Annotated in this window: 16 protein-coding genes and 1 pseudogene; 16 read left to right on the forward strand and 1 reads right to left on the reverse strand. The window is 43.9% G+C overall.

The annotated features are described in order from the left end of the window. Nucleotides 1–4 precede the first annotated feature (4 nt). Both KJS58_RS08700 and KJS58_RS08705 read left to right on the forward strand, forming a co-directional pair. Nucleotides 5–4393, forward strand: a complete 4389-nt coding sequence (locus KJS58_RS08700; RefSeq protein WP_213532135.1) for an Ig-like domain-containing protein — start codon at nt 5–7, stop codon at nt 4391–4393. Between the two features lie 2 nt (nt 4394–4395). Next, nucleotides 4396–4860 (forward strand): GNAT family N-acetyltransferase, encoded by a 465-nt coding sequence (locus KJS58_RS08705; protein ID WP_213532136.1) that lies wholly within the window; start codon nt 4396–4398, stop codon nt 4858–4860. Nucleotides 4861–4922: 62 nt separating this feature from the next. Here KJS58_RS08705 and KJS58_RS08710 read toward each other — a convergent pair whose 3' ends face one another. Beyond that, nucleotides 4923–5231, reverse strand: a complete 309-nt coding sequence (locus tag KJS58_RS08710) for a hypothetical protein (protein WP_213532137.1) — start codon at nt 5229–5231, stop codon at nt 4923–4925. Nucleotides 5232–5771: 540 nt separating this feature from the next. On the opposite strand from KJS58_RS08710, the gene KJS58_RS08715 reads away from it, so the two are divergent. The 14 genes and pseudogenes from KJS58_RS08715 to KJS58_RS08780 all read left to right on the forward strand — a co-directional run bounded on the left by KJS58_RS08715 (nt 5772) and on the right by KJS58_RS08780 (nt 26494). After that, on the forward strand, nt 5772–6137 hold the full coding sequence (locus KJS58_RS08715; protein ID WP_213532138.1) for a DUF4180 domain-containing protein: 366 nt from the start codon (nt 5772–5774) through the stop codon (nt 6135–6137). A 25-nt stretch (nt 6138–6162) separates the two neighbouring features. Next, nucleotides 6163–7215 (forward strand): alpha/beta hydrolase family protein, encoded by a 1053-nt coding sequence (locus KJS58_RS08720; protein ID WP_213532139.1) that lies wholly within the window; start codon nt 6163–6165, stop codon nt 7213–7215. 441 nt (nt 7216–7656) lie between these two features. Beyond that, nucleotides 7657–9000 carry an ABC transporter substrate-binding protein gene (locus tag KJS58_RS08725; protein WP_213532140.1) on the forward strand — a complete coding sequence of 448 codons (1344 nt, stop codon included), beginning with the start codon at nt 7657–7659 and terminating at the stop codon, nt 8998–9000. Nucleotides 9001–9095: 95 nt separating this feature from the next. Further along, entirely contained in the window at nt 9096–10217 is a 1122-nt protein-coding gene (locus KJS58_RS08730) for an ABC transporter ATP-binding protein (protein ID WP_213532141.1), read from the forward strand. A 27-nt stretch (nt 10218–10244) separates the two neighbouring features. Then, on the forward strand, nt 10245–13217 hold the full coding sequence (locus KJS58_RS08735; protein ID WP_213532142.1) for an extracellular solute-binding protein: 2973 nt from the start codon (nt 10245–10247) through the stop codon (nt 13215–13217). Continuing rightward, nucleotides 13198–14178 (forward strand): annotated as a pseudogene (locus KJS58_RS08740) (carbohydrate ABC transporter permease). Before KJS58_RS08735 ends, KJS58_RS08740 begins: the two are co-directional and overlap by 20 nt. Further along, nucleotides 14178–15050: a carbohydrate ABC transporter permease gene (locus tag KJS58_RS08745; RefSeq protein ID WP_213532143.1), complete on the forward strand. Its 873-nt coding sequence runs from the start codon at nt 14178–14180 to the stop codon at nt 15048–15050. Before KJS58_RS08740 ends, KJS58_RS08745 begins: the two are co-directional and overlap by 1 nt. A 30-nt stretch (nt 15051–15080) precedes the next feature. Beyond that, on the forward strand, nt 15081–17213 hold the full coding sequence (locus KJS58_RS08750) for a YIP1 family protein (protein ID WP_213532144.1): 2133 nt from the start codon (nt 15081–15083) through the stop codon (nt 17211–17213). Next, on the forward strand, nt 17210–19474 hold the full coding sequence (locus KJS58_RS08755; RefSeq protein ID WP_213532145.1) for a DUF5696 domain-containing protein: 2265 nt from the start codon (nt 17210–17212) through the stop codon (nt 19472–19474). The genes KJS58_RS08750 and KJS58_RS08755 overlap by 4 nt, the downstream gene beginning before the upstream one ends. Continuing rightward, nucleotides 19471–20337: a carbohydrate ABC transporter permease gene (locus KJS58_RS08760; protein WP_213532146.1), complete on the forward strand. Its 867-nt coding sequence runs from the start codon at nt 19471–19473 to the stop codon at nt 20335–20337. The genes KJS58_RS08755 and KJS58_RS08760 overlap by 4 nt, the downstream gene beginning before the upstream one ends. Nucleotides 20338–20410: 73 nt before the next feature. Beyond that, nucleotides 20411–21379 carry a carbohydrate ABC transporter permease gene (locus tag KJS58_RS08765; protein WP_213532147.1) on the forward strand — a complete coding sequence of 323 codons (969 nt, stop codon included), beginning with the start codon at nt 20411–20413 and terminating at the stop codon, nt 21377–21379. A gap of 130 nt (nt 21380–21509) precedes the next feature. After that, nucleotides 21510–23105 carry a pectate lyase family protein gene (locus KJS58_RS08770; protein WP_249717038.1) on the forward strand — a complete coding sequence of 532 codons (1596 nt, stop codon included), beginning with the start codon at nt 21510–21512 and terminating at the stop codon, nt 23103–23105. 182 nt (nt 23106–23287) lie between these two features. Then, nucleotides 23288–24853 carry a glycoside hydrolase family 43 protein gene (locus KJS58_RS08775; protein WP_213532148.1) on the forward strand — a complete coding sequence of 522 codons (1566 nt, stop codon included), beginning with the start codon at nt 23288–23290 and terminating at the stop codon, nt 24851–24853. Nucleotides 24854–24904: 51 nt separating this feature from the next. Continuing rightward, complete coding sequence (locus KJS58_RS08780) at nt 24905–26494, forward strand: glycoside hydrolase family 28 protein (RefSeq protein WP_213532149.1); 1590 nt, start codon at nt 24905–24907, stop codon at nt 26492–26494. Nucleotides 26495–26499 lie beyond the last annotated feature (5 nt).

The raw sequence follows: 26499 nt of genomic DNA on the forward strand, positions 1-26499 counted from the left end.
TAGCTTGGATACGAACTCTACTTTTGTAAGACTGCAGATGCCGGGTGATGTTTCGTTAGATGTTTCTAATGAGAAGAATGATGAAGATATATACGATCCTTATTTGCTGGAGCCGACATGGTATTTTCAAGAAGGAAGTAATAGCTTAGAATGCGGAGCTGGAAAAGATAATTATTGTGGAACATGGTTTGTTAGTCAGGACTTCACAGGTAAAGGATATCCGTTTCAAGTGACGGTAAGAGATGATGAACCCGAGGGAGAATCCTACCTTCGAAATTATTTTTATAGAACCATTACTCCATCTATTGACGGTGATTATAACTTTTTGGTAACTCCCCCAGATAAAGAAGATCAAAATGCTTTAAAGGATACGGTTCTATATGTGTATAAAGATAGATTTTATCCCGATCATCCACTGCATAATTTAATAGCGGGTAATGATGATATTTCACACGTTGATAATAATTTGTCTCGAATCAGCAATATTCATCTAAAGGCCGGTGTAACCTATTATATGGTTATGACCGGATTTTGGAACGGAGCTGAAGGCAACGTTTCTTTTGAAGTAACTGGTCCTGGAAGTATTAATGATCCCGATGATACTGATGCCCCGGTTGTTCCTGCAGTCACGAGTGTGACCGTAACCCCTGACAGTGTGAATGTAGAGCAGGGTGGAAGTCAACAGTTGACAGCCGAAGTAAAAGTTGTGGGTGGAGCAGCACAGACGGTGACTTGGGGTAGTAGTGATGCTACAACACTTGCAGTAGACGAAACTGGAAAAGTGACGGTAGCCAAGGACGCTAAGCTAGGGGATTACACAGTAACGGCAACTTCAACCGAAGATTCCAGCAAATCGAGTACGTCTACGATTAAGGTAACAAAAAAACCTGTTGAACCAGCAGTTACTAGCGTTGAATTAAGCCCGAGCAGTGCGAATGTAGTGCAGGGAGGAACTCAACAGCTATCGGCTGCTGTAGAAGTGGTAGGCGGAGCAGAGCAGACGGTGACCTGGACAAGCAGCGATGCTACTGGAAAAGTCATAGTTAATGAGAACGGATTCGTGACGGTAGCTTCGGGTGCTGATCCGAGGGAATATACCATTACGGCGACTTCAACTGTAGATCCTAGCAAAATGAATACATCTAAGATAACAGTCACTCCAGCACCGGCAGTTAAGATTGTGACCGTAACTCCTAGCAGTGCGAATGTAATGCAGGGAGAAAGTAAGCAGCTGACTGCTAACGTCGATGTGTCAGGCGGAGCAGCCCGGACGGTGACCTGGAGTAGCAGCGATGATAAAGGAAAAGTGACGGTAGATGAGAACGGAAACGTGGAGGTAGCTTCGGACGCGGAGCCGAGGGAATACACGATAACGGCAACTTCAACCGAAGATTCCAGCAAATCGAGCACGTCCACGATTAAGGTAACGCAAGCACCTGTTGAACCAGCGGTTAAAAGTGTAACCGTAACTCCAAGTAGTGCGAATGTAATGCAGGGAGAAAGTAAGCAGCTGATTGCTAACGTCGATGTGGTAGGCGGAGCAGACCAGACGGTGATCTGGAGTAGCAGCGATGATACTGGAAAAGTCATAGTAAATGAGAACGGGAACGTAACGGTAGCTTCGGATGTTGATCCGGACGAATATATCATAACGGCCACCTCAACTGTAGATCCCAACAAAACAAGTACATCTAAGATAACAGTCACTCCAGCACCGGCAGTTAAGAGTGTGACCGTAACTCCAAGCAGTGCGAATGTAATGCAGGGAGAAAGTAAGCAGCTAACTGCTGCTGTAGAAGTGGTAGGAGGAGCAGCCAAAACAGTGAACTGGAGCAGCAACGATGCCTTGAAGGTTGCAGTAAACGATAACGGAAATGTAACGGTAGCATCAGACGCTAAACCGGGGAGATACACGATAAAGGCGACTTCAACGGTAGATCCCAGCAAATTGAGTACATCAACGATTACAGTCACTCCAACACCAGCGGTTAAGAGTGTAAACGTAACTCCAAGCAGTGCAGAAGTAATGCAGGGAGAAAGTAAGCAACTGACGGTTAATGTAGAAGTGGTAGGCGGGGCAGAACAAACGGTGACCTGGAGCAGCAGCGATGCTTCTGAAAAGGTTTCAGTAGGCAAAACCGGAAAAGTAACGGTAGCTTCAGACGCTAAACCGGAGAAATACACAATAACGGCGACTTCAACTGTAGATCCCAGCAAATTGAGTACATCAACGATTACAGTTATTCCAGCACCTGCTGTTAAAAGTGTAACCGTAACTCCAAGCAGTGCGAATGTAATGCAGGGAGAAAGTAAGCAGCTGACGGCTAACATCGAAGTGGTAGGCGGAGCAGAACAGACGGTGACCTGGACAAGTAGTGATGCTTCAAAGGTTGCCGTTGACGAAACCGGCAAAGTGACAGTGGCTTCAGACGCTATGCTAGGCGAATATAAAATAAAAGCAACCTCAACCGAGGATACTAGCAAGTTCGCATTGTCGGTTATAACAGTTACATCAGCACCGATAGAACCGACATACATCATAGGGACAATTTCCGATCAAACAATGACTCCACTGACCGAAGCATACGAATCAGGGACACAGGAAACAAAGTCCATTACCGTATCAAATACAGGAACGGGAAATTTAACTAACTTGCGAGCTGAATTGACCGCAGGGGATGTTGACGCATTTGAGGTGACTCCAGTCGCTGGGGAAATAGATAGTGGAGAAGAGGACACTTTTACTGTAAGAGCGAAAGATGGTTTAGCAACTGGAACCTATAGGGCAACTGTTAGCTTAACGGCAGATCACCTGTCTGCCGTTTCATTTCAGGTTATCCAAGTCGTAGAACCCCAAAGTGTTACTACCAATCCTTTACCACCAGTAGCGCCGGAACCAACAACACCGGAACCAACGACACCGGAGCCAACGATACCGGAGCCAACGACACCGGAGCCAACGATACCGGAGCCAACGACACCGGAACCAACGACACCGGAGCCGACAACGCCGGAGCCAACGACACCGGAACCAACAACGCCGAAGCCGACAATACCGGAGTCAACAACGCCGGAACCAGCAATACCGGCGCCAATAAATCCAGTGCCATCAATACCTGCGACTCCAGCGCAATCTGAGGATAATGCAGTGGAAGTCCTGGTGAATGGGAAGGTTGAAAAGGCGGGAACATTGGTAAATTCGACTTTGAATAATCACAAGGTCTCGACCATTGTTGTTGATCCGGTTAAGCTTAATGAAAAGCTGGCTGCTGAAGGCGATCATGCCATCGTAACCATTCCTGTCACTAGCGGTGCTGACATCATAATTGGGGAATTGAATGGTCAAATGGTCAAAAATATGGAGCAGAAGCAAGCAGTAGTGAAAATTCAAACGAATAACGCTACTTATACTTTACCTGCACAGCAAATAAATATTGATGCCCTTTCTAATCAAATGGGACAATCGATTGCCCTCGCAGATATCAAGATTCAAATTCAGATCTCGGTACCTGAATCGGGAATGGAGCAGGTAGCTCAAAATGCAGCGGACGATGGAGGCTTTAGCATCGTCATTCCGCCGCTTGATTTTTCCATTCAAGGTTCTTACGGGAACACGAAAGTCGATATTACCCAGTTTAATGCTTATGTAGAACGAACCGTAACTTTGCCTGAAGGGATTGACCCTAACAAGATCACAACGGGTATTGTCGTTGAACCAGACGGTAGTGTTCGGCATGTACCCACTAAAGTGGTAGAAATGAATGGAGTCTATTCTGCAGTCATTAACAGCTTGACGAATAGTACATATTCGATAGTCTGGCATCCACTTGAGTTCAAGGATGTTGCTAATCACTGGGCCAAAGCTGCAGTTAACGATATGGGGTCCAGAATGATTGTTGAGGGCACGGGGAATGGTTTATACAGTCCTAATCAGGAAATTACTCGAGCAGAATTCGCCTCGATTATTGTCCGAGCTTTGGGGCTAAAATTGGAAAACGGTTCTTCACCATTCGCTGATGTTAGTGCATCATCTTGGTATGCAGGTTCTATTCAAACCGCTTACGATTATAAGTTGATCAACGGCTTTAAGGATGGTACATTCCGTCCAGAAGATAAGATTACTCGTGAACAAGCGATGGTCATTCTGTCCAAAGCTATGACCCTTACGGGCCTAAAGGAGAATTCACCTCAGCAAAATACCAATGAGATTCTAACTTCGTTTGCCGATGCTTCTAAGGTTTCTATCTGGGCAAAAGAACATACGGCAGCGGCCTTGCAAGCGGGGATTATAAACGGTAAATATATGAAAATGCTTGCTCCAAAGGATGACTTAACCCGATCTGAAATAGCTGTTATCATGCAAAGACTTTTGCAAAAATCTGGGTTGATCTAAGCATGCAACTGAATACCTGCTTGGCAAACCTAGAGGATAGGCCGTTTCTCTTTCAATTGTATATCGATACTCGAAAGTCAGAGGTAGCTTCGTGGGGATGGAATGAGGATCAAGTTGAAATGTTTATGCGAATGCAGTTCGATGCTCAGACACGTTCTTATTCCTCGCATCCCGGCTCGCTGAAAGAAGAAATCATTTTCTACAAGGGCGAACGGATCGGCCGGATGTTAACCCGAGAAATGGACGAGATGCTAATGATTGTTGATATTGCCCTTCTTAGCGACTTTCGCAACAGGGGATTCGGGACAGAACTGATTTCTCGTTATCAGAAATATGCAATGGACAAGGGGATTTCGATCGAGCTTCATGTACTGAGTGTTAACCCTGCGTACAAGTTGTATGAAAGATTAGGTTTTGTATTAAAGGGTGATACCCCTCTTTATTTAACAATGGAGTGGATTCCTTAGAGCCGCTACTATCTGAAAAGACATAAACAAATAAGCCCAATCTTGCAAGCTGACGTCAGTATTCAAACTGCGTCAGCTTTTTTTATATGAAGGACAAGCTTGACATAGGATGGCTTGCAATAATGACAACGAATAAGAAAGGTCGTTTCCGATACAGATGGATTAAGACGCGATAACAGCTCATCGTTGATCGTACCGGTGCTCTCCAGCCAGCATCCCAGATAGCTACCTCCTTCGAGTAAAATAAGCTTGTCTTCTCCCATAGATTTGATACAAGCGAGTAGTTTCTGCAGTGCTGAATAATAGGTATCTTCCAGATTTTCGGCAGAAGCCGCAAATTTCACACCTGACACGTTCCATTGTTGCAACAATTTCTGGTCTTCTGATTTCTCTACAAATACCCGATCTTAAACTGAAATTTGCCGCAGTCGGTTAAGCATAACTTCTTCGATCATATCTGCCTCCTTGTACATTCATATTTTGTGGATGCATATATTCCACATATAAATAAAGGGTCTAAAGTGAGTGTTAGTTACATTGTGTGATTTAAACACACTTGATTAACAGTCATATTTCAAAGTGAAGTCACGATTTTTATTAGTGGCCAATTGTATATTACAAAGTTGAAGATTAGTTGAATGTGTAGAAATTGGAGATGTGTATAGGAGGTGTTATACGAATAAGCAGGGAATATAAGATGTAATAGTACACATTTTCAATAGATACACTTAGGTATAAATAAGAGGGAATGTTCTAACTAATTCAGCTATTACTCGTGCAGAGATGGTGATTATTTATAGTAGAGTTAATTGCTTTATAAACAAAGGGATATGAGCTGAAATCAGAGGGATAAAATGGGTAGGGTGTAATAGTTGAGCTCGGACTTGCAGTTAATAATGGGAGGTAAATTGATGGATATAATGAAGACGGAAGTGAATGGGATAAATATAGCGATCTTAAATAGTGATGAGGTGGTAATCAAGGATGTCCAGACAGCACTTGATTTGATGGCAACTGTACAGTATGAAGCAGGATGCGACCGGATCGGAATACATAAATCGTTACTGAGCGAACAATTTTTTGATTTGAAAACCCGTCTTGCAGGTGAAATTCTTCAAAAGTTTACTAATTACCGGGTGAAGGTTGCTATTATCGGGGATTTTTCGATGTATCCAAGCCAGAACCTTAAGGATTTTATCCATGAATGTAATAGTGGAAAAGATATCTTTTTCTTGCCAACGGAACAACAAGCGATTGAGAAATTAAGTATATTATAAAAAATGATTAAATAGGAGGAAAGTCATGGAAACAGAAAGGTGGAATCCCGATCTTTATTTTGCACAGCATAGTCAGAATATACAGCCGAAGAGCGCTTTTACATCAGAAAAAGAGTGGGGACAATGGAGAAAAGAACTTACAGGGCGATTAATACCGCTTTTGGGTAAGTTCCCCGAATCTCCCGCAGCACTTGCTCCCGTGTTGTTGGAACGAACAGAACGTCCTGACCATATCCGCGAACGGGTGGAGATCACTACCTATGAAGGGCTCCGCATGCCAATGTATATTTTGTCCCCACTTGAGCCTAGGCACGAACCTCGGCCTGTAGTGCTCGCTTTACATGGACATGGATATGGAAGTCGTGAGATTGTTGGTCTGGAGGCGGATGGTGCGGAACGAACCGAATCCCCCGGGTTACACAAAGACTTTGCGCTTGAATGGGTTAGACGTGGATTTATTGTTATTGCCCTTGAGCTGCTTGGCTTTGGAGACCGCAGGCTCACGGAAGACCTTATAGATGATCCGAAAAAAAGTTCCTGTCAGCGTCTTGCCTTGGCTCTGCTGATGGCAGGAGAGACACTAGCTGGTTACCGCGTCTATGAAACGATACGTGCGCTCGATTATATAGAGCTCAGAGAAGAGGCAGATGTGAAGCGTATAGGATGTATGGGAATTTCCGGGGGTGGCATGATTGCTTCTTTGGTATCCGCGCTCGATGAACGTATTGGCGCAGCTGTCATCAGCGGATATGCCAATACATTTGAAGACAGCATTCTATCAAGAAGTCATTGTCTCGATAATTACATTCCTGGTGTCTTACGAGAGGCAAGGATGGCGGATCTGATTGGTTTAATTGCTCCTAGACCATTGCTGATCGAAGCTGGGAGCGAGGATCAGGTATTTCCTATAACAGGGGCTAAACAGGCATACACCATTCTCGAACAAATTTATGAAGCAGCCGGGGTAAAGGAGAAGCTCGCAGCCGACTTTTTTACTGGCGGTCATGAAATCAGCGGACACATTGCCTACGACTGGATGGCAGAACAGTTTGGGATGGGGAACGAACACAGAGTTTGATGTACAGAACATTATTACCACAGGCAATGAATGTATAAAATGATTGCTATTCACCGGTGGAATCTTGCAGATTTCACTGGTTTTTTGCGTTTTTACTCATCAGAAAAGTATCAGTCAGCAGGAAGATAGATTTTTTATATAGCGAACAAAATAGTACCAGTTCTCTCTGCAGAAGCACAAGAAGTATATTTATTTCACCTCATTAATGAATCACATTTAATTGCCTAGACAGCAAATAATAATTAGTTTTCGCGAAATAGAGCATGAAAAGGGGGAGAGTTTGGTTTTTATCTGCGATAGAATTAAAGCGTTATCAAATTGGCAAGGAGGTTGTAGAGGGGGCTGTAAATTCATAAGTTTTCTTTTTTTGTTATCTGTGTAAGCGGGTTTACAGAAGAGCGTTAAGAAAGACAGCTTAATTAATGGATGGAGGTCTATGTAATGAGTATAAAAATGAAGCCGTTCCTTACGGCTATGATTCTGGTATTCATGCTTGTTGTGTCCGCATGCTCTGGGGGAGGTACGAGTTCCGGGGGAGATTCTGCGAAGGGAACAGAGGAACAAAAACCCGGCAGTGAGACGGTCGAACCGAAATCTGAGGAGAATAATGATCCTGTTACGCTGAAGCTCTACATTGGTACAGGAATCAGCGATGAGGAACTTAGCTCGATCATTGTAGATCCGGTCAAGGCGAAATATCCCAATATTACAATCGAACCCGTTAGACCTGATGAAGGTAAAAAGATCGAAGAACTAATTGCAGCAAATGATGTACCGGATATCATTTTCACCTGGAATGGAGATCTTGGAAAGTATTCGAACCTGGACTTGTTTGAAGATATTACTCCATTAGCAGAGAAACATGGAATTGATCTGAATGCTTTTCAGCCATCTACTTTAGATACCATTCGTCAATTTTCATCTAACAACGAATTGTATGCGCTACCATTTAACATGAGTTTCAATATTACATTTTATAATAAAGATATTTTTGATAAGTTTGGCGTGGATTATCCGACGAATGACATGACATGGGATCAAATGATTGAACTATCTAAAAGCTTGACCCGAAACGAGAATGGTATCCAGTATCGTGGGCTTGACTCTGATAACTTGGGCCGAATGACCAGTCAGCTGGCAGCTTCGCATATCGATGGAAAAACAGAAGAGGCATCCGTTGATAATGAAAAATGGAAGCGTATTTATGAGACAGCTAAAAAAGTTTGGTCTATTCCGGGTAATGAACCTCCTAAAATGATGACATTTGACGCTCCTAATAACTTCGCGACTGAGAAAAATATAGCTATCCTTCCTTCCGCTTCTTACGTACTAGGAAGATTAGCTGATGTAGATTTTAACTGGGGTGTTGTCTCTTACCCGGTGTATACGGATCTTCCTGATAATCATGGATATACAGAAGCCGGTATTCTTGGATTGACAAAAACAAGCAAGCATAAGGAGCAAGTTGTTCAGGCACTTTCTGTTATTACATCCAAAGAAAATCAGCAGGAAATGGTGCGTAACCAGGCGCGGCTTAGCCCACTTAACGACCCGGAACTAAATAAACAGTTCGGAGCTGATCTTGAGCATCTAAAAGATAAAAATATCGGTGAGATGATCTATGAGCCGCTTCAAGCTCCTTATTTCTCCAGCTATGAGAATGATGCCCGCGGCATTGTATGGGATGCATTTAAAGAATATTACGCAGGAAAAGACATCAACACGACACTGCGTGAAGCAAATGAAAAAGTGAATGCACTGCTGGCTGAGAAAAAGGCTAAGTAAAGTAGATGCCGTCGATTCCTGGCTTACAGTAAAGGGATCGGCGGTTCCTTTATTTACGAGCGGATAGCCGCACCTTAAGAGAGGAGGAAGGAAAGATGGCTCAAATTCATTTTCAACAGGTAAGCAAAAGGTACGGAAAAGATAAAGAGGCGGTTGTTGACCAATTCAATTTGGAAATCTGTGATAAGGAATTCATCGTATTCGTCGGCCCTTCCGGCTGCGGTAAATCAACGACGCTGCGGATGATTGCAGGGCTTGAGGATATTTCAGATGGTGAGGTTTACATTGATGATGTACTAGTCAATGACCTGCCTCCAAAGGATCGGGATATCGCAATGGTATTTCAGAATTATGCCTTGTATCCGAACATGTCTGTTTATGAAAATATTGCATTTGGACTCCGGCTGCGAAAGCTGCCTAAACATGAAATTGATCAAGCGGTAAAAAGAGCGGCAAGAGTTCTTGAAATCGAACCTTTCCTTGAACGCAAGCCCAAAGAGCTTTCCGGCGGACAGCGACAGCGGGTTGCACTTGGAAGAGCCATAGTTCGTAATCCTAAAGTTTTTCTTATGGATGAGCCGCTTTCCAATCTGGACGCAAAGCTTCGGGTCCAGATGCGATCAGAGATTATTCGACTTGTAAAAAAACTGGAAGTCACGACAATTTACGTAACTCATGACCAGACAGAAGCGATGACAATGGGAGACCGGATTGTAGTTATGAAAGATGGGATCATTCAGCAGGTGGATACACCGGAAGAAATTTATAACAAACCGGTTAATACCTTTGTTGCCAGTTTTGTGGGTTCGCCTCCTATTAATTTTATTGAGGGAAAGCTGCAGGAAGCGGAAGACGGTAATCTTTTTTTTCGTACTCGGCGGTTTGATCTGGATATTCCGGGGGACCAGGCGAAGGCACTTAGGGAGCGCGGAATGCTGAATAAGACGGTGACACTCGGGATTCGCCCGGAAAATGTGGGTATAGGGCCATTGATGGATGACACTTCTCCGAGTAGTCAGATTCCAGGTTCCATTCAACTGACTGAACTTATGGGGGCAGATCGATATATATACCTTGATATCGGTTTTAAGTCATGGCTCATTGCTAGAGTGAATCCACGAAATCAGTATGCGAGGGATGAACAGCTTCATGTCACGGTAGATATGAGCAAGGCGCTTTATTTTCATAAGGATACCGGTGAACGGCTCATCGATTAAGCATGTACAGAAGGAGAGAGATGAATCATGAATGTTGTTATATTCAAGCTTCGCCGCATGCTCATGCTTCTCATCTGTATTGGCCTAATGTATCCGCTTCAAGCTGCCAGGCCGAATCTCAGTTCAGCCGAAGCAAGCCCGGTTACGGATTTGAAGTCGCTTGTAGAGGGGAATTCGGATGAGCTTACACAAACCATGGAACCTAGACAAGCTGAAATGAGGCAGGAATGGAAGAACAAGGAGATCATTACTGGACAAGAACAGGTTCAGATCACAGCAGATCGGCTGGTACATCATGACACAGAGGCAAGTGTCAAAGCAGAGAGTTATAAGGGAAAGGAGAATGTACTGGTCTGGAATAGCAATAAGGATTCTTCTTGGATTGAGTTTCAAACGGATATACCAGATGAAGGCTTGTATGAACTACATATCACGTATCATGTTATTTCAGATACATCCGAGAATGCACGAATCTCTTATCAGCCGATTGTGCTTTCGATGACCGTTGACGGGACCTATCCATTCATGGAAGCGAGAGCTCTACCATTATTTCGATATTTTGCGGATGAAAAGCAGGTGCGTAAAGACGATCAAGGAGATGAAGTGAGGCCAAAACCGAAGCCGATCGAAGAGTGGCAGACGCAAGCTTTGCGTGATTCCGATGGGCGTTATACAGAACCGCTGTTATGGCATTTTAGCAAAGGAACTCACACGATCCGGCTCATAAGTCCAGAATCCCTAGCTATTGAGTCCATAGCACTTGTACCACCAGTACAAACCGAAGCTTACGAGCACCCGGTGCAGCAAAAAAATGCTTCTACAGAAACGATCGTTATTCAGGCGGAACAATTTGACATGAAAAATGATGTAGCAATTCCACTTGTCTCCGAACAAGATCCGGCAATGACGCCTAAAGCTAATAATCATATTGTTTATAATTCAGTTGGCGGAGAAAGGTGGTCTTCAGGCAATCAGGCATTGACTTGGACCTTTGATGTACCCGAAAGCGGGATCTATAAGCTTGCTATGCGGACCTATCAGGGTTTTACTTCCAACAAGGCCGTATTTCGAACCATTTATATTGACGGTAAGGTACCTTTTAACGAACTCCTTGATTACCGGTTTCCTTATGCATCCAAGTGGAAGGGTAGTGTCATCTCTAGCGAAGAAGGTGAGCCATACCGCTTTTATTTAGAAAAGGGCAGCCATACGATCCAGATGGAAGCAACCTATGCCCCGTTTTCCCCTTCCATAGAACGACTACTTGATGTGCTGAGTGTACTGCGTGAGGTTGACTATGATGTGAAGGCGATGACGGGCAGTAAGATTGACCGCAATCGGACTTGGAATGCAGAGAAAGATTATCCCGACATTATTGAGCGTCTTGAAATCATTCAAAACGAGCTTACTGAGATTGCTAAGGAAATTACAAAAATCAATGGCAAGCGAGATACCTATGTTCAAACGATTCAATCAGCAGTTCAAGATCTGCGAAGCATCAGCAAGAATCGAGATGAAATCCCTTATCATTACGACGATATTACAAACCTGCTTGGAAAGCTTGGAAATATTCAGTCAGGGCTCAGTGCTTCTCCACTGCAGCTTGATCAAATCTATTGGGTTCCAGCTGAGTCTTCTTTTCCGAAGATGGAAGCAGGCTGGTGGTCAAAGGCCAAAAATAGATTTGACGAATTCAGCTATTCTTTTGTGAAAGAAAATCAATTAAATGATATGGATGAAAATGTACTGAATGTGTGGGTTGCAAGGGGCAGAGATTATGTCAACTTGCTACAGCAATATGCGGATGAATATTACACGCCAGTAAATGGTATGAAAGTAAAAGTAAACTTGCTGAATGACCCGAATATGCTTGTTCTCGCAAACGCCGCTAATATCGTACCCGATATTGCTTTGGGTTTGTCAGAAGATAAACCAATTGACTTTGCGATTCGTAATGCGGCTGTCGATTTATCCCAATTTCATGATTATGAAGAGACTGCAGGCGCATTCGCTCCCGGTGCACTTCTTCCCTATTATTACGATAAAGGGATCTATGGTTTGCCGGAGACCCAATCTTTTAAAGTACTTTTTTATCGTAAAGATATTTTGGAGCGACTGAATCTTACCGTTCCGGATACATGGGATGATGTGATCAGTATGCTGCCAACTCTTCAGCAAGATAATATGGATTTTTATTTCCCGGCGAATGATTTTTCTACCTTTATATATCAAAATGGTGCGGATTTCTTTACGGAAGATGGGATGAAGAGCGGTCTTGACAGTCCAGAAGCCTTTCAGGGATTTAAGGATTGGACTAATCTTTATACGATCTACAGCATCGAGAAAAGCGTACCCAGTTTTTATCAACATTTTAGAGACGGTTCTATGCCGGTTGGGGTAGCTGACTACAACATGTATGTCACGATGAGTGTTGCTGCTCCTGAGCTTACCGGAAGATGGGGAATCGCTCCGCTTCCAGGGAAAAAAAGTGAAGATGGCACCGTGGAGAGATGGGCACAGGGAGGCGAACAGGCAGCTGTTATTTTTAAAAAATCAGATAAACAGCAGGAAGCTTGGGAATTTATGAAGTGGTGGTTATCTGCAGATATTCAAGAGAAATATGGCTCCGATCTGGAGGCGCTAAACGGCGTTCAATTCCGCTGGAATACTTCTAATGTTGAGGCATTTGCTAGACTGCCTTGGTCGAAGGAGGAACTGAAAGTCATTCTAGAACAGTGGAAGTGGTATAAGGGAGTGCCTCAAGTACCTGGCTCTTATTTTGTGACACGAGAACTGAATAATGCCTGGTATCGCACTGTTCTGGATGGGATGAATTATCGTTCTTCGCTGGAGCAGGCTGTCATGGAAATCAACAGAGAGCTGCTTCGGAAGCAGCAGGAGTTTGGGCTTGTTGATAAAGAAGGACATCTGCTGAAGACCTTGGATCTGCCGCAAATCGACGAACCTTGGGAAGGAGTGGATGGAATTGCCGAAAAATGAGCTGTTGGTGAATCCACAGGACATCCAGCGGCATGTCAAAGGAAACTCGAGGTTGCGCGAGCTTCTCAAGGCGATCTATAAACACCGGATTTCGTACCTATATATCGCGCCGTTTACCTTCTGTTTTCTGGCGTTTATATTCATTCCGATTGTGATGGCATTTGGTCTTAGTTTTACCTACTACAATGCCATCGAACCTCCACGCTTCATTGGGTGGAAGAACTTTTAATATCTATTATCTCAAGATTTGATTTTTCTTCAGCATTCGCTGCCGAATACGTTCAAATTTGCTCTTTTCGTTGGGCCAGGCGGATATATTCTTTCTTTTTTACTCGCTTGGCTTATTGCCCAACTGCCAAACAAGGCGCGAACATGGTATGCACTTGCTTTCTATACACCTTCACTTACAGGGACCATTGCGATGGGTATTGTATGGCTTCCGTTACTAGCAGGTGACCGAATCGGTTACTTAAACAGCTTCCTAATGAAGTTTGGGTTTATAGATTCTCCTATTTTATGGGTACAAGACAAAGCCTATCTAATGGGGTCGATGATCGGTGTAACCCTATGGTCAAGTATGGGGATTGGTTTTCTGGCTATGTTAGCCGGTGTTCTCAATGTTAATCAGGAGTTATATGAGGCAGGGCGTCTTGACGGAATCAAGAGTCGGCTTCAGGAAATTTGGTATATCACCATACCATCAATGAAGCCTCAGATGTTGTTTGGTGCCGTAATGGCTATTGTAGGAACACTAAAATCAGGCGAAATTGGTACGACTTTATCTGGTTCATTCCCGACGCCTGAATACTCAGCACACGTTATTATCAGCTCTATTGACGATTACAGCGGTGTACGATATGAACTGGGCTACGCCTCAGCTATCTCAGTATTTCTGCTTCTCATCATGTTCGCCGCCAATCGGTTTAGCATCAAGCTGTTCGGAACGAAGGAGGATGAATAATGCTGCTGTTCCGCAAAGCCTCAAAGCTGAAAGCGATGGACCCTTTTCAAAAGATGCTGCTTGTTGTGATGACAGCGGGTGCAATCTTTATGTTGCTGCCTATCTTTTATATTTTTAATCATGCGTTAAAGCCTTATCATGAGCTGTTTCTCTATCCGCCTACGATTTTTGTTAGACAGCCTACACTACAGAATTTACAGGAACTGCTCAATATCACGAAGAATTCCATTGTTCCGATCAGTCGATATTTATTCAACAGTGTTGTGGTATCAGCCGTTACCGTTGTTCTAGTAACCATCATTAGCGCATTGTGTGCCTATCCAATTTCAAAGCATCAGTTTCCGGGACATAAGCTGTTTTTCGGGACCATTCTATTGTCCTTAATGTTTGCACCTGAAACAGTAGCAATTCCAAGGTATCTTGTTGCCGTTAATCTTGGACTTAATAATCAATACTTCGGACACATTTTACCGCATTTGGCTGCTCCCGTCGGGGTTTTCCTGCTCAAGCAATTTATTGATCAGATTCCTAAGGAACTTTTCGAAGCAGCCAAGGTGGATGGTGCAAATGAGCATGTGTTATTTGCCCGCATAGTACTTCCTATGGTGGGCCCTGCGATTGCAACGGTGGCGATCATCACATTTCAGGGAGTTTGGGGGGACACCCAGACTTCAACCCTCTTTATGCAGGACGAAGCAATGAAGACGTTCCCATTTTTTCTAAATACACTCACAAGTAATTTGGCTAATAATGTGGCGCGTCAAGGGGCAGCCGCTGTAGCAGCCTTAATCTTGTTTTTGCCCAATTTTTTATTTTTCCTTTTCTTTCAACGGAAAGTCATTCAAACAATGGCCCATTCCGGGATCAAGTAATAACAGCGCCTAAAATAGGAGGGGTCAGATATGAATAGAAAAGCCGGATTCCTGCTTATTCTTTCGCTCATTATCCTTGCGGCGGCACCGGCAAAAGTAATGGCTGATGTGAAATATCCCACCTATACCCTGAACAGTTATTCGGATCTGGTATATATGCAGCCTGTTTATTATCCGGACAGTGTCTATGGGAATGATCTGACCGTTCAGGATCCAGACCACCCGGACAAGACACTGCCCTCGAAACTGCAGGGGCCAAAGGATATTTTCATTGACAAAAAGGATGATATCTATATTGCGGATACAGGCAACAACCGTATTATTCAGTTGAATGCTGGTGGAGAGTTGGCTCGTTATATTACCATTCCGGACAGTCCGCTAAATAATCCAGAAGGTGTATTCGTTACGGATACCGGAGATATTTACGTTGCAGATACAGGAAATCAGCGAGTTATAAAACTAGATGCGAATGGACAGTTAGTAAAGGAATACGGACGTCCTGAGTCAAGGTATATTCCAGAGTCACTCAAGTATGATCCGGTGAAGCTGATCGTGGATAAACGAGGATTTTTGTATATTGCTACCAACGGTGGGTATCAAGGACTTCTACAACTAGATCCTGACGGTGAATTTCAATCTTTTTACGGGGCTAATGATGCAAGATTTACTGTAATGGATGGTATTAAGAGAGCCTTGTACAGCAAAGAGATGTATGCTAACGAAATTAGCAAACTTCCTGGATCGATCAATAGCGTCACTACCGATGAGGAAGGATTCATCTATACAGTTAGTGGTGGAGATATTGAGAAGAATCAATTGCGGAAGCTGAATACACGGGGCGATAACCTGCTTACCGCGGAGAGTGAATTTGGGAAAACATCGGATGGCTCTTACGGAGAGTACCTGATTTCAGAAGTGAAGAAGGCTGAACAGAAAGTACAGCTTATCGACACTGCTGTGGATCGTAGTGGCAATATGGCAGTGATTGATCAACAGTTTAAATATATCAGTCACTATGATTCTACCGGGAATTTACTCTACTTTTGGGGAGGCCCAGCCCCTACGTCCTCTAATCAGTTAGGGCTGCTGCAAAGTCCAAGAGCACTTGATTTCAATTCTCGCGGCGAGTTGTTTGTGCTTGATGATCAAATGAACCTGATTCAAGGTTTTCGTCTTACGGAGTTTGGAAGTCTGGTCAGTGCAGCGAATCAGTTAACTCTAAATGGGCGTTATGAGGAAAGTGAGAAACCATGGCGGGAAGTACTACGTCAGAATGCAGGGTTTACTCCCGCAGTGTTTGGACTAGCGAAAGCTGCTTACAAGAAAGGTCAATATGAGGAGGCCAAAGAGCTGTTCCGGCAAGCCGGTTCACAAGAGGGCTATTCAGACTCATTTTGGCAAATCCGCCTGGTTTGGTTTCAGAAAAACTTCTCTAGATTGGTTATGTTGTTTTTGATTGTGACCGCTTTGTATGTGGGAGTCACGAAATGGGCGGCGCGAGGGAAGAAGAGAAAGTCTTCTCAGCCATTACATGCGGAGAAGAGAACGTTCCTTACAGAGCTGAAGCATGCTTTTTATTTATTGCGCCATCCTATTGATGGTTTTACAGCGATCAGATATGAATCGAAGGCGAGCTACTTGGGAGCGGGAATCGTTTTAGCATGTGCCATTGTATCTTTGATTGCAAATGAATATATGACTAGTTTTTCCTTTAATAAAATCGTTGTTCGTGAGATTGATGTAATCTCTATTATGCTGCGTTTTTTGCTCATTTGGTTCGGCTGGGTACTGGCTAATTATTTAATCAGCTCCATTTACCGGGGGGAAGGTCGGTTCCGGGACGTTTTTATTGGAAGCAGTTACTGTTTACTTCCTGTTATTTTGATTGGACTTCCACTAGCCATTCTATCGAATGGAATGACCATGTCGGAAGCTTCTATTTATGGTTTTTTTGATAAAGGGATGCTTTTATGGATCGGGCTGCTGTTTTTTTGGCAGATTCAATCTATTCATAACTATAGCGTAGGCGAGACATCAATCAATATCTTATTATCAGCCTTTACGCTAATCATGATCGCGGTCATGGTATATGTCATCGGTGGGCTTGGCGGAGATCTGCTATCGTTCATCAGGGAGATTTATCTGGAGGTGAGCCTGCGATGAGAAGATTTAGTAAAAAAGCAGTAGTGATAGGAATTACAGCAGCGATACTTGTGTTTATTCTCATCGTAGCTGCAGGCATGAATATAAAGTTCGAGCTGCGCTTAGCCGAATCTCCTGAATCAGCCAAGGTATCAACTGCACAAAGCGATGGTAAGGAAGCAGCACTGCCTGAATCCGCTGCATTCAAACCCGTTGCTGAGACGGAGATTATTCAGCTGAGTGTCGATCAAGCCACCGGACATTTTATTGCGAAGGATAAACGAAACGGCCATGAGTATACAACATTTCCGGATCCTGAGCAGTGGAAGAAAGCAGGGATTAAAGGGCTTTGGAAGCAGCATACTGCTTCACCTATCATGTTCCAGACCTTGAATTTTAATGATAGTAAAGCTCAGCCAAAAGAATCGGATCTACTGAAGGACGATGGCACTGTCAAAGACTTTGAAGAAATAGAGAACGGGTACAGATTAACCTATGAACTTCCAAACACCGGACTAGAAATTCCAGTACAGGTCACGATTAAAGACGATTATATTGAGACGACGGTGCTTCGTGAAGGAATTAAAGAAAGTATAAATGGGCTCATTTGGATAAGGCTGTTTCCTTTTTTTGAAGCCGTAGAGTCGGCAGGGCAAGATGGGTATATGTTCGTTCCTGATGGTGGCGGGGCATTGATTACGTTTAAAGAGCAGGTCTCGTCCGCGATCCAAACATCTATTTATCAGGCTAGCGTATACGGCCATGATAAAGCCTTCCGGCTTAATGAGAGTAATTTGGAAACTAGAAGTCGCATTGTGATGCCAGTGTACGGTATGAAGTCCGGGAGCACCGGATTTATAGCAGTACTTCAGGAAGGCGAAGAATATGCGGATATCGTGGCTGCACCTGCTGGCGTATACACCAGTTTCAATTGGGTAACTTCTCAGATGAACTACCGGTCTATGTTCTACCAGACAACCAATCGAAAACAAAATCAAGGGTACACCGCTTATAACGAGAAGGAACTATTCGGAAGCGATCGAACGACACGTTACTATCTGCTTCCAGAGGATGAAGCAAATTATTCAGGCATGGCAGGACGTTATCGGGATTATCTAATGGAGGATAAAGGAATACAGCGAATGGAGTCTGCACCATTTATTCCGCTTTATCTTACCTTTCTTGGCGGTGACCAGGAGAAAGGAATATTGACTGATCGCTACATTAAAGCAACGACAACGAATCAAGCCGAAAAAATGCTGCGCCAGCTATCTGATCAAGGAGTTAAAAGTATGGAAGTCACCTATGTGGGCTGGCAAAAAAACGGAGTCAGTGCTTACGGTAAAGGACTCCCCGTGGATAATAGGATCGGCGGGAATCGCGGTATGGAACGCTTTGTGAAGCTGGCACATGAGTTAGGTGCTTCGGTGTATTTGGATACCGAGTATGGCTTAAATAACACCGGTGCGGGAGGATTTAAACGCAATTTTGATGGAATTGTTAACCTAGCGGGTCGAAAGCTGAGCCAACTTTTCGGAAAAAGTGAGGAAGCACCCCTTGTCAGCAACCGATTTGTAGAGGCCCAAATGAGAGGCAAGTGGGATGATTACGGAGCTTTAGACATAGATGGGATAAGTGTCAACACCATCGGGCGTGATTTGTTTAGTGATTACAACACTAAACATAAGGCAACTCGTAGTGAAGCGAAAATCCTGCAGCAGTCTATTTTAAAAGAAGCTAAGGATCAGCTTGAACATGTGCAAGGGAATGGATCAGGTTTTTATTCTCTGCCTTACCTGAATCGGATTCAGGATCTCGATGATGATTACTCTCATGATTTGTTAACAGATACTCCTATACCTTTCGCTCAAATGGCACTTCATGGTCTTATCAGTTATTCCTCTGGATACGCTAACAACCGCGAAGAGCATGAGCGAGATATGCTAAGAGACATCGAGTATGGATCGTATCCTGCTTTTATTTTTACAGACGTACCTGCGTCAGCAATGACAGACGCATATGCCTTCCGGTACTTCAGCACCCAGTTCTCGGAATGGGAATCGGAAGCAGTAAAAGAATACCAGATATTTAATGAACTATTCTCCGCGGTACAGGACCAGTTCATTGTCTCTCACCGATCTATTACGAACAGGGTGAAGGAGACCGTTTACGAGAATGGAACTCGCATTCTAGTGAATTATGGAGATGAAGTCTATTATGACGAGGAGATATCTGTTCCTGCGCTTGGTTATACGCTCGTGAAAGGAGAGGAAGCCTCATGAAGCGACGACGAAGACTATCCGGCACGACCATTCAGTACTTAGAAGGCCTGCTATTCATTTCTCCCTGGCTCATCGGGTTCATGGTCTTTATGGCTTTTCCGCTGGGTTACTCTCTGTACATGAGTTTTCATAATGTTGAAATTTTGGCTACGGGAATTAAAACCAGTTTTGAGGGCTGGAATCACTACAAATTCATTTTGTTTACTAGCGGGGGTATCTTATACAACGATCTTATCCCGTTTCTTATTCAATCACTGATGATGCTCCCTGTAATTATTGTTTTCTCGCTCATGATTGCCATTGTTTTGAACCAGCGCTTTGTGGGGAGAGGATTTTTCCGTGGAGTTTTCTTCTTGCCGGTGATCTTCGCATCGGGGCAGCTGGTTCAGGAGTTTCTTAGCCAAGGCGAAGGAAAACTTAATTTTCTTGACCAATACAATATATCTGGAATTATCGCAGAGAATCTTCCAAAAACACTGGCTACACCGATTGTTGCCATTATGGATTCGTTTGTACTCGTACTCTGGTATTCGGGTGTACAGATTTTGATTTTTCTTGCAGGACGTCAAACGATCTCAGGTTCTGTATATGAAGCTGCACGAATCGATGGAGCAAATCCTTGGGAAGTTTTTTGGAAAATTACACTGCCTGCAATGACACCTTTTATTATGCTTAATCTCATCTATACGGTGGTGGATTTGTTTACTTTTCCGACGAACCCGATTCTTACGAAGGTGAATACGTCAAATTACGGACAATCCAGTGCACTGGCTTGGATCTATTTCACCATCATTTTTCTTCTTCTCGGGCTCATCTTTCTTCTGTTCAAAAGGGTTACTTCATCGCGTAAAACATCTGCATAATTACAAAATCTATTTGCGTCCTCATAGCTTATCCTTTCACTGATTTATAAAAAAACGGGAGGAAGTGTCCATCATGGAGAGAACGGACATCACGGTCAATCCAAATCATCATCCTGCCCGGCGTAAGGGGCTGCGGCTTCGTAGAATCAAACATATCATGGTGGGAAAAGAGGCCGACAAAGGCCTTCTGTACCGGCTTTTTATCTATTTCATTCTCATTACCGTGACATATATCTACTTGAAACCTGTATTTTACATGGTCTCTTCGATGCTTAAAAATGAGGCGGATCTGATTGATCCCGCAGTTAATTGGGTTCCGCGAACGGTTTACTTCGGCATCTTACAAGATGCATGGGACATCCTTCACTTTCCCAAAGCATTTTCTCTTAGTCTCATGGTCTCGCTCTCGGTCGCTTGTTTACAGACCTGTTCTTGCGCAGTTGCTGGGTATGCTTTTGCGAGACTGAGGATTCCTTTTAAAAAGACGTTGTTTTTTCTTCTGTTATTATCATTTATTGTTCCTCCTCAAGTAACGATTTTGCCGAATTTGATTTTTGCGGGAAAGCTGGATTTGATCCGAACCTATATCCCTATCATGCTTCCGGCTTTGTTTGGCCACGGATTTAAAGGTGCTGTGTTTGTTATCATTTATCGTCAGTTCTTTGCAAACCAGCCGAAGGAGCTGGAGGAAGCTGCGAAGATCGATGGTGCGAGTGTCTTCCGTATCTTTTACCGGGTGATGCTGCCGCTCGCTAAACCCGCAATTTTGGTCGTCTTTTTATTTTCTTTTGTATGGACATGGAATGATTTTTATCTGCCCAGTATGTATTTAACAGGATCGGAGAATGTGCCGCTCTCCCTAAGTATTTCAACTGCTAATTCTGCAATTCAGCAGAGACTTGCAATGGAAGGCCCTTCGATTTTTGACGAACCATTAAAAATGGCTTCTTCCTTTTTGTCCATTCTTCCGCCGCTCATTCTTTATATGTTTGCTCAGCGTTGGTTTGTGGAAGGCGTGGAACGTACGGGTCTCGTGGAATAGCTAAAGTTGTCATTTTTACGGTTACTATGAGGTTATTGGCCGAAAGGAGGTGAAGGTTTTCTTACGGTTGGAGAATGACGAAGGTTGGTACGTTAGATCAATCTCGAATGATATGAACTGGAGGATGTATATGGCAAATCAGAAGAAATTGGTATCTATGATGCTGGCGGTTATGGTAATGATGGCAATATTTTTTCCTTCTGTAGGTCAGGACTACAAAGCTTTCGCAAATCCAGCTTACCCTTATCAGGAGATTAAGATCGTTGGCTCAAATCATGAAAACATAAATATCACAGGATTTAAAGAGAATGATCCGATTAATTTTTGGCCTTCTAATGGAGAGAGCAATGAACGCTGGAGGCTAAGTACAATGGATGGTATTAACTTTAAAATTATTAATATGCGGACTGAAAAGCTCTTATCGACTTTAGCGAGCGGGACCGTTGCGAATACGACTGCAGTTCTACGTAGTGATGCAGGTGAGGATGGGCAGCTCTGGAAATTCATCAGTGTAGAAACGGACCTTAACGGAGATGCCTTACGCTATAAAATTGTAAGCAAAAAAGATGAATCGTTGGCATTAACGCTGGATACTTCCAATCAGAGCGTGATCCTCGCGTCTTTTACCGGAGATGTTAAGCAAAAATTCAAGCTTGTAAGTGATGGTCTCATCGGCTTTGCCGGGCATGTCAATGCTGACGGTGGAGAGAAAACCGGGACAATTGGTGGTCTGCTCGGAAAAACAGTGTTTGTATCGGATCTCGCTTCCTTTAAGGATGCTCTTCTGAATCCTGATCCGCTGACGATTGTCATTGCGGCAAACATCAATTCCTTAAATGAAGTGTATGATCTGCGAATCGCTTCGAACAAAACAATTATCGGTTCTTACGGAGCGAATACACTTGTAGATCCCCGTTTACGGACTGATGATTATTTCAAAGTTCAACCGGTAAGCAACAATATCATTATTAAAAATGTGAACATTAGTGTGGAAAACCGCGAAGATGTAGTGGCCATCGCTGTATATGGATCACGCAATATCTGGATTGATCATTCATCATTCTCTACAACGCTGCCACTGGATAAGGATGAAGTTGGGAAGTTTATATGGGTGAATCGTTCCATTTATGCAGCCCAGGATCCTGATTTTGTCACGCTATCGTATAACAACTTCTATCATCGCTATTGGGGAGTTGCCTTTGGAGCAGGATTTGTAGATAAGGATAGAGCCACTGCCGCATACAACAAATTTGATTCGGTCATTCACCGGACACCGCAGCTCGGTAACGGTAAACTGCACGCCCTTAACAACTTTATGGTACGGACACATGCAGGAACGAATAATGACGGTTATTCCAGCTTGAATGTGGGTGCCGGGGGTCAAGTCTATTCTAATGCGAACCGATTTGAGGGCTATCGAAAAGAAAGCAGCGGCTATTGGGATAATGAAGTTTCAGTAGACACAGCCGGATTCTTCACTGATATGGGTTCCTATACGGATAAAGCGGAGACGCCGCCATTTCCGGTTCCTTACCCGCTTCCTGCACCAAACGGAAATCCATCCCCATGGAATCCAATCACGAATTATAACTTCCAGACGCTTAATGCATACAATGCAAACGGAATGGATGTAAAAGGTTTTGTGAACGCATACTCTGGTGCGTCCTCATTTGCTGGGGGTATAAAATACATTCATTATCCAGAACTTAGTGCTTATTTGAATTAGCAAAAAGAAAGTTATTTTACGACGGGATCGGCTATGCTGGTCCCTTTTTTAGAGGAAGATTGATAATAAAAAACAAAAGAGGACAAATAAAGATAAATTTAAACGATTTGAACAAGTGAACAGAGAGAATTGGTAATTTCCTTACTTTATAATGAAATCGATTCCAAATGGAGGTGTATCTATTGAATACATTCAGAAATCCGATTCTACCGGGATTTTATCCGGATCCATCGGTCTGCAGAGTTGATGAAGATTATTATATGGTCACGTCTACATTTGAGTATTTTCCTGGGGTCCCAATTTTTCATAGTAAGGATCTCGTGAATTGGAGACAGCTTGGTCATGTACTGAGCAGACCTTCGCAGTTGGATTTGGATGGGCTGCTGCCATCTAAAGGAATATGGGCTCCTACGATTCGTTATCACGAAGGCACTTTCTATGTCATCACCACGATGGTGGGAAATGATAAAAGTCAGCACAACTTTTATGTAACTGCATCTGATCCCGAAGGTGAATGGTCAGAACCCGTATGGCTTGAAGATGCACCAGGTATTGACCCATCTTTATTTTTTGATGAGGATGGCAAGGTCTATTACACAGGGAACAGGGTTCCACCGGAAGGACAGATTCATGCTAAAAATATGGACATTTGGCTTCAGGAACTTGATCTTGCGTCAGGCAAGCTGGTTGGAGAAAAACACAGCCTGTGGCAGGGAGCACTGAAAGTAGCTCATGCGCAGGAAGGACCACATTTGTACAAAATCGGAAGTTATTATTACCTGCTCATCGCAGAAGGTGGAACAGGAAGAACGCATGCCGTAACCATAGCACGCAGTGAGTCTGTGACAGGTCTATATGAGGGATGCAGGTCTAATCCGATTCTGACGCATCGGCATCTTGGCAGAGACGCCGAAATCGTTAACGTTGGACATGCGGAACTCATTGAAACGCAAAATGGGGATTGGTGGATGGTATGTCTTGCTTCACGCCCTTACGGCGGAGATTACCGCAACTTAGGAAGAGAGACGTTCCTTGTCCCTGTCCGCTGGGAAAGCGGCTGGCCAGTAGTGGCACCGGGAATCGGTAAGATTGAGCTAGTCATGAATCGCCCCGATCTTCCTGAACATAAATGGCCCTCCCTTCCGGCTTGCGATCATTTTGATACGTTAGAGCTCGAAAATCATTGGAATTTCATTCGTACACCGCGGGAAGAATTTTGGAGTTTAAAAGAACGTCCGGGGTATTTACGGCTTCGTTTGAAGCCAGAGTCGATTACAAAACCTGAAAATCCATCCTTTGTAGGACGCAGGCAGCAACATATCAGCTTTGCCTCAAGTACAGTGATGGAGTTTACCCCGCGTTCAGAACAGGAGTCTGCAGGGCTCGTGCTGCTGCAAAATATGGATTATCAGTTCCGATTTGTATATGGGATTCGGGAAGGTAATAAGGAAATTCGCCTTGTTCGCAGATGCGGTGGGGAAGAGACGACCTTAGCCGCTCACGCTCTCGATGCTTCCAAGCTGTATTTGAAAGTTGAAGCATACCAGCAGAACTACAGCTTTTTATACCGGGAACAAGAAGGTCCATGGGTTACACTCTGTGAGAATGTACTTGGTACGATACTCAGCACAGATATGGCAGGCGGGTTTACAGGAGCTTATATAGGTATGTATGCAAGCAGTGAGGGAAAGAACAGCGACAATGCAGCGGATTTTGACTGGTTTGAATATATTGCGCTGACGGAATAAGAAACAAAGACTCACGATTGAAATCGAGCGAAAAAAGGAGCGGAAGAACTTATGGAAAAAATGATACCTGAAGCATGGTCAAATGTGAACCAAAATATTGAACTGCCTGCTATACCGGATCGGACATTTGTGATTACAGATTTCGGAGCTGCAGGTGATGGTGTGACAGACAATACGGAAGCATTTCGTTTAACGATTGAAGCATGTCATCAGGCAGGCGGTGGAAAAGTGGTTATTCCTCCAGGGGTATGGAGTACAGGACCTATCGTACTGAAGAGCAGAATAAATCTGCATGCTGAGGCAGGAGCACTAATTAGCTTTAGTCAGTGTAGAGATGATTACCCGCTTATTTATTCAACGTTTGAGGGACTGGCGACTTATCGATGTCAATCACCACTGGACGGGGAGGGACTCGAAGATATCGCGATTACCGGGCAAGGGATATTTGATGGCGGCGGAGAGGTTTGGCGACCAGTCAAAAAGATGAAGCTGAATGCACGGGAATGGGAACAGCTCATAAGTAACGGAGGAGTTGTAGATAGTGAAGAGGAGGTTTGGTGGCCTTCCGTAGGTGCAATGAACGGCAGAACCCTGGTAGATCGGCTGGATCAGGAAGGTTGTAAAGATAAGCAGTCGTATGAGGTTGCCAGAGACTATTTGCGTCCGGCGCTCCTAAGTCTGCGGAAATGTAATCGTATCCTGCTCGAAGCAGCTACGTTTCAGAATTCGGCAGCCTGGTGTCTTCATCCATGGGCTTCCAAGCATCTGACCATTCGCTCCATTACGGTTCGTAATCCTTGGTATGCTCAGAATGGAGATGGACTGGATCTTGATTCCTGTTCTTTGGCTTTAGTCGAGAATTGTATGTTTGATGTAGGTGATGATGCGATTTGTTTTAAGTCCGGTAAAGATAAACCTGGCAGAGACTTGGGAATTCCTTGCGAGGATATCATTGTTCGAGGCTGTGTTGTCTATCATGGTCATGGAGGCGTTGTGATTGGTAGTGAAATGTCTGGCGGTGTCCGCCGCGTTCATATCACAGACTGTACATTTATCGGTACAGATATAGGAATTCGATTTAAAAGCGCACGCGGTAGAGGAGGCATTGTCGAGGATATCATTATCCAGAATATTCGGATGAGAGAGATCGCCGGAGATGCCATATCTATGAATATGTTCTACAACGGAAATGAAGGCTCCGGCATCTGGGCAGATGATAAATATCCTATATCCGATGAAACGCCTATTTTCCGAAATATTCGAATGGAGGGCATTGTTTGTCTTGGTGCCGAGTCGGCTGTTTATGCGGGGGGCCTTTCAGAAATGCCGCTTTCAAATATGGACATATCGAGTTCTATTTTCCAATGCCGCAGAGGAATAAAGCTTGCCCACGCGCAACATTTTCAGATTAGTGATGTACAATTGTACACCGATCATGGACCTTTGATTGAACTTCATCAATGCCGTTCTGTGTCAGCGGCGGGAGTGAAGGGAGAGTCTCGTGAGGAAGGAGAACGCCAAATCGCTGTTTTTGGAGCCAAAACTGCAGATATTACCGTCCGGCGTTCCGCTGCTGAATCCATGGAGATTATAACGGGGCAAGGTGTTTTAAAAGAAGAAATCAAAAGACTCTCCTATTAAACTTT

This window comes from Paenibacillus sp. J45TS6, from assembly GCF_018403285.1.
Lineage (GTDB): Bacteria > Bacillota > Bacilli > Paenibacillales > Paenibacillaceae > Paenibacillus.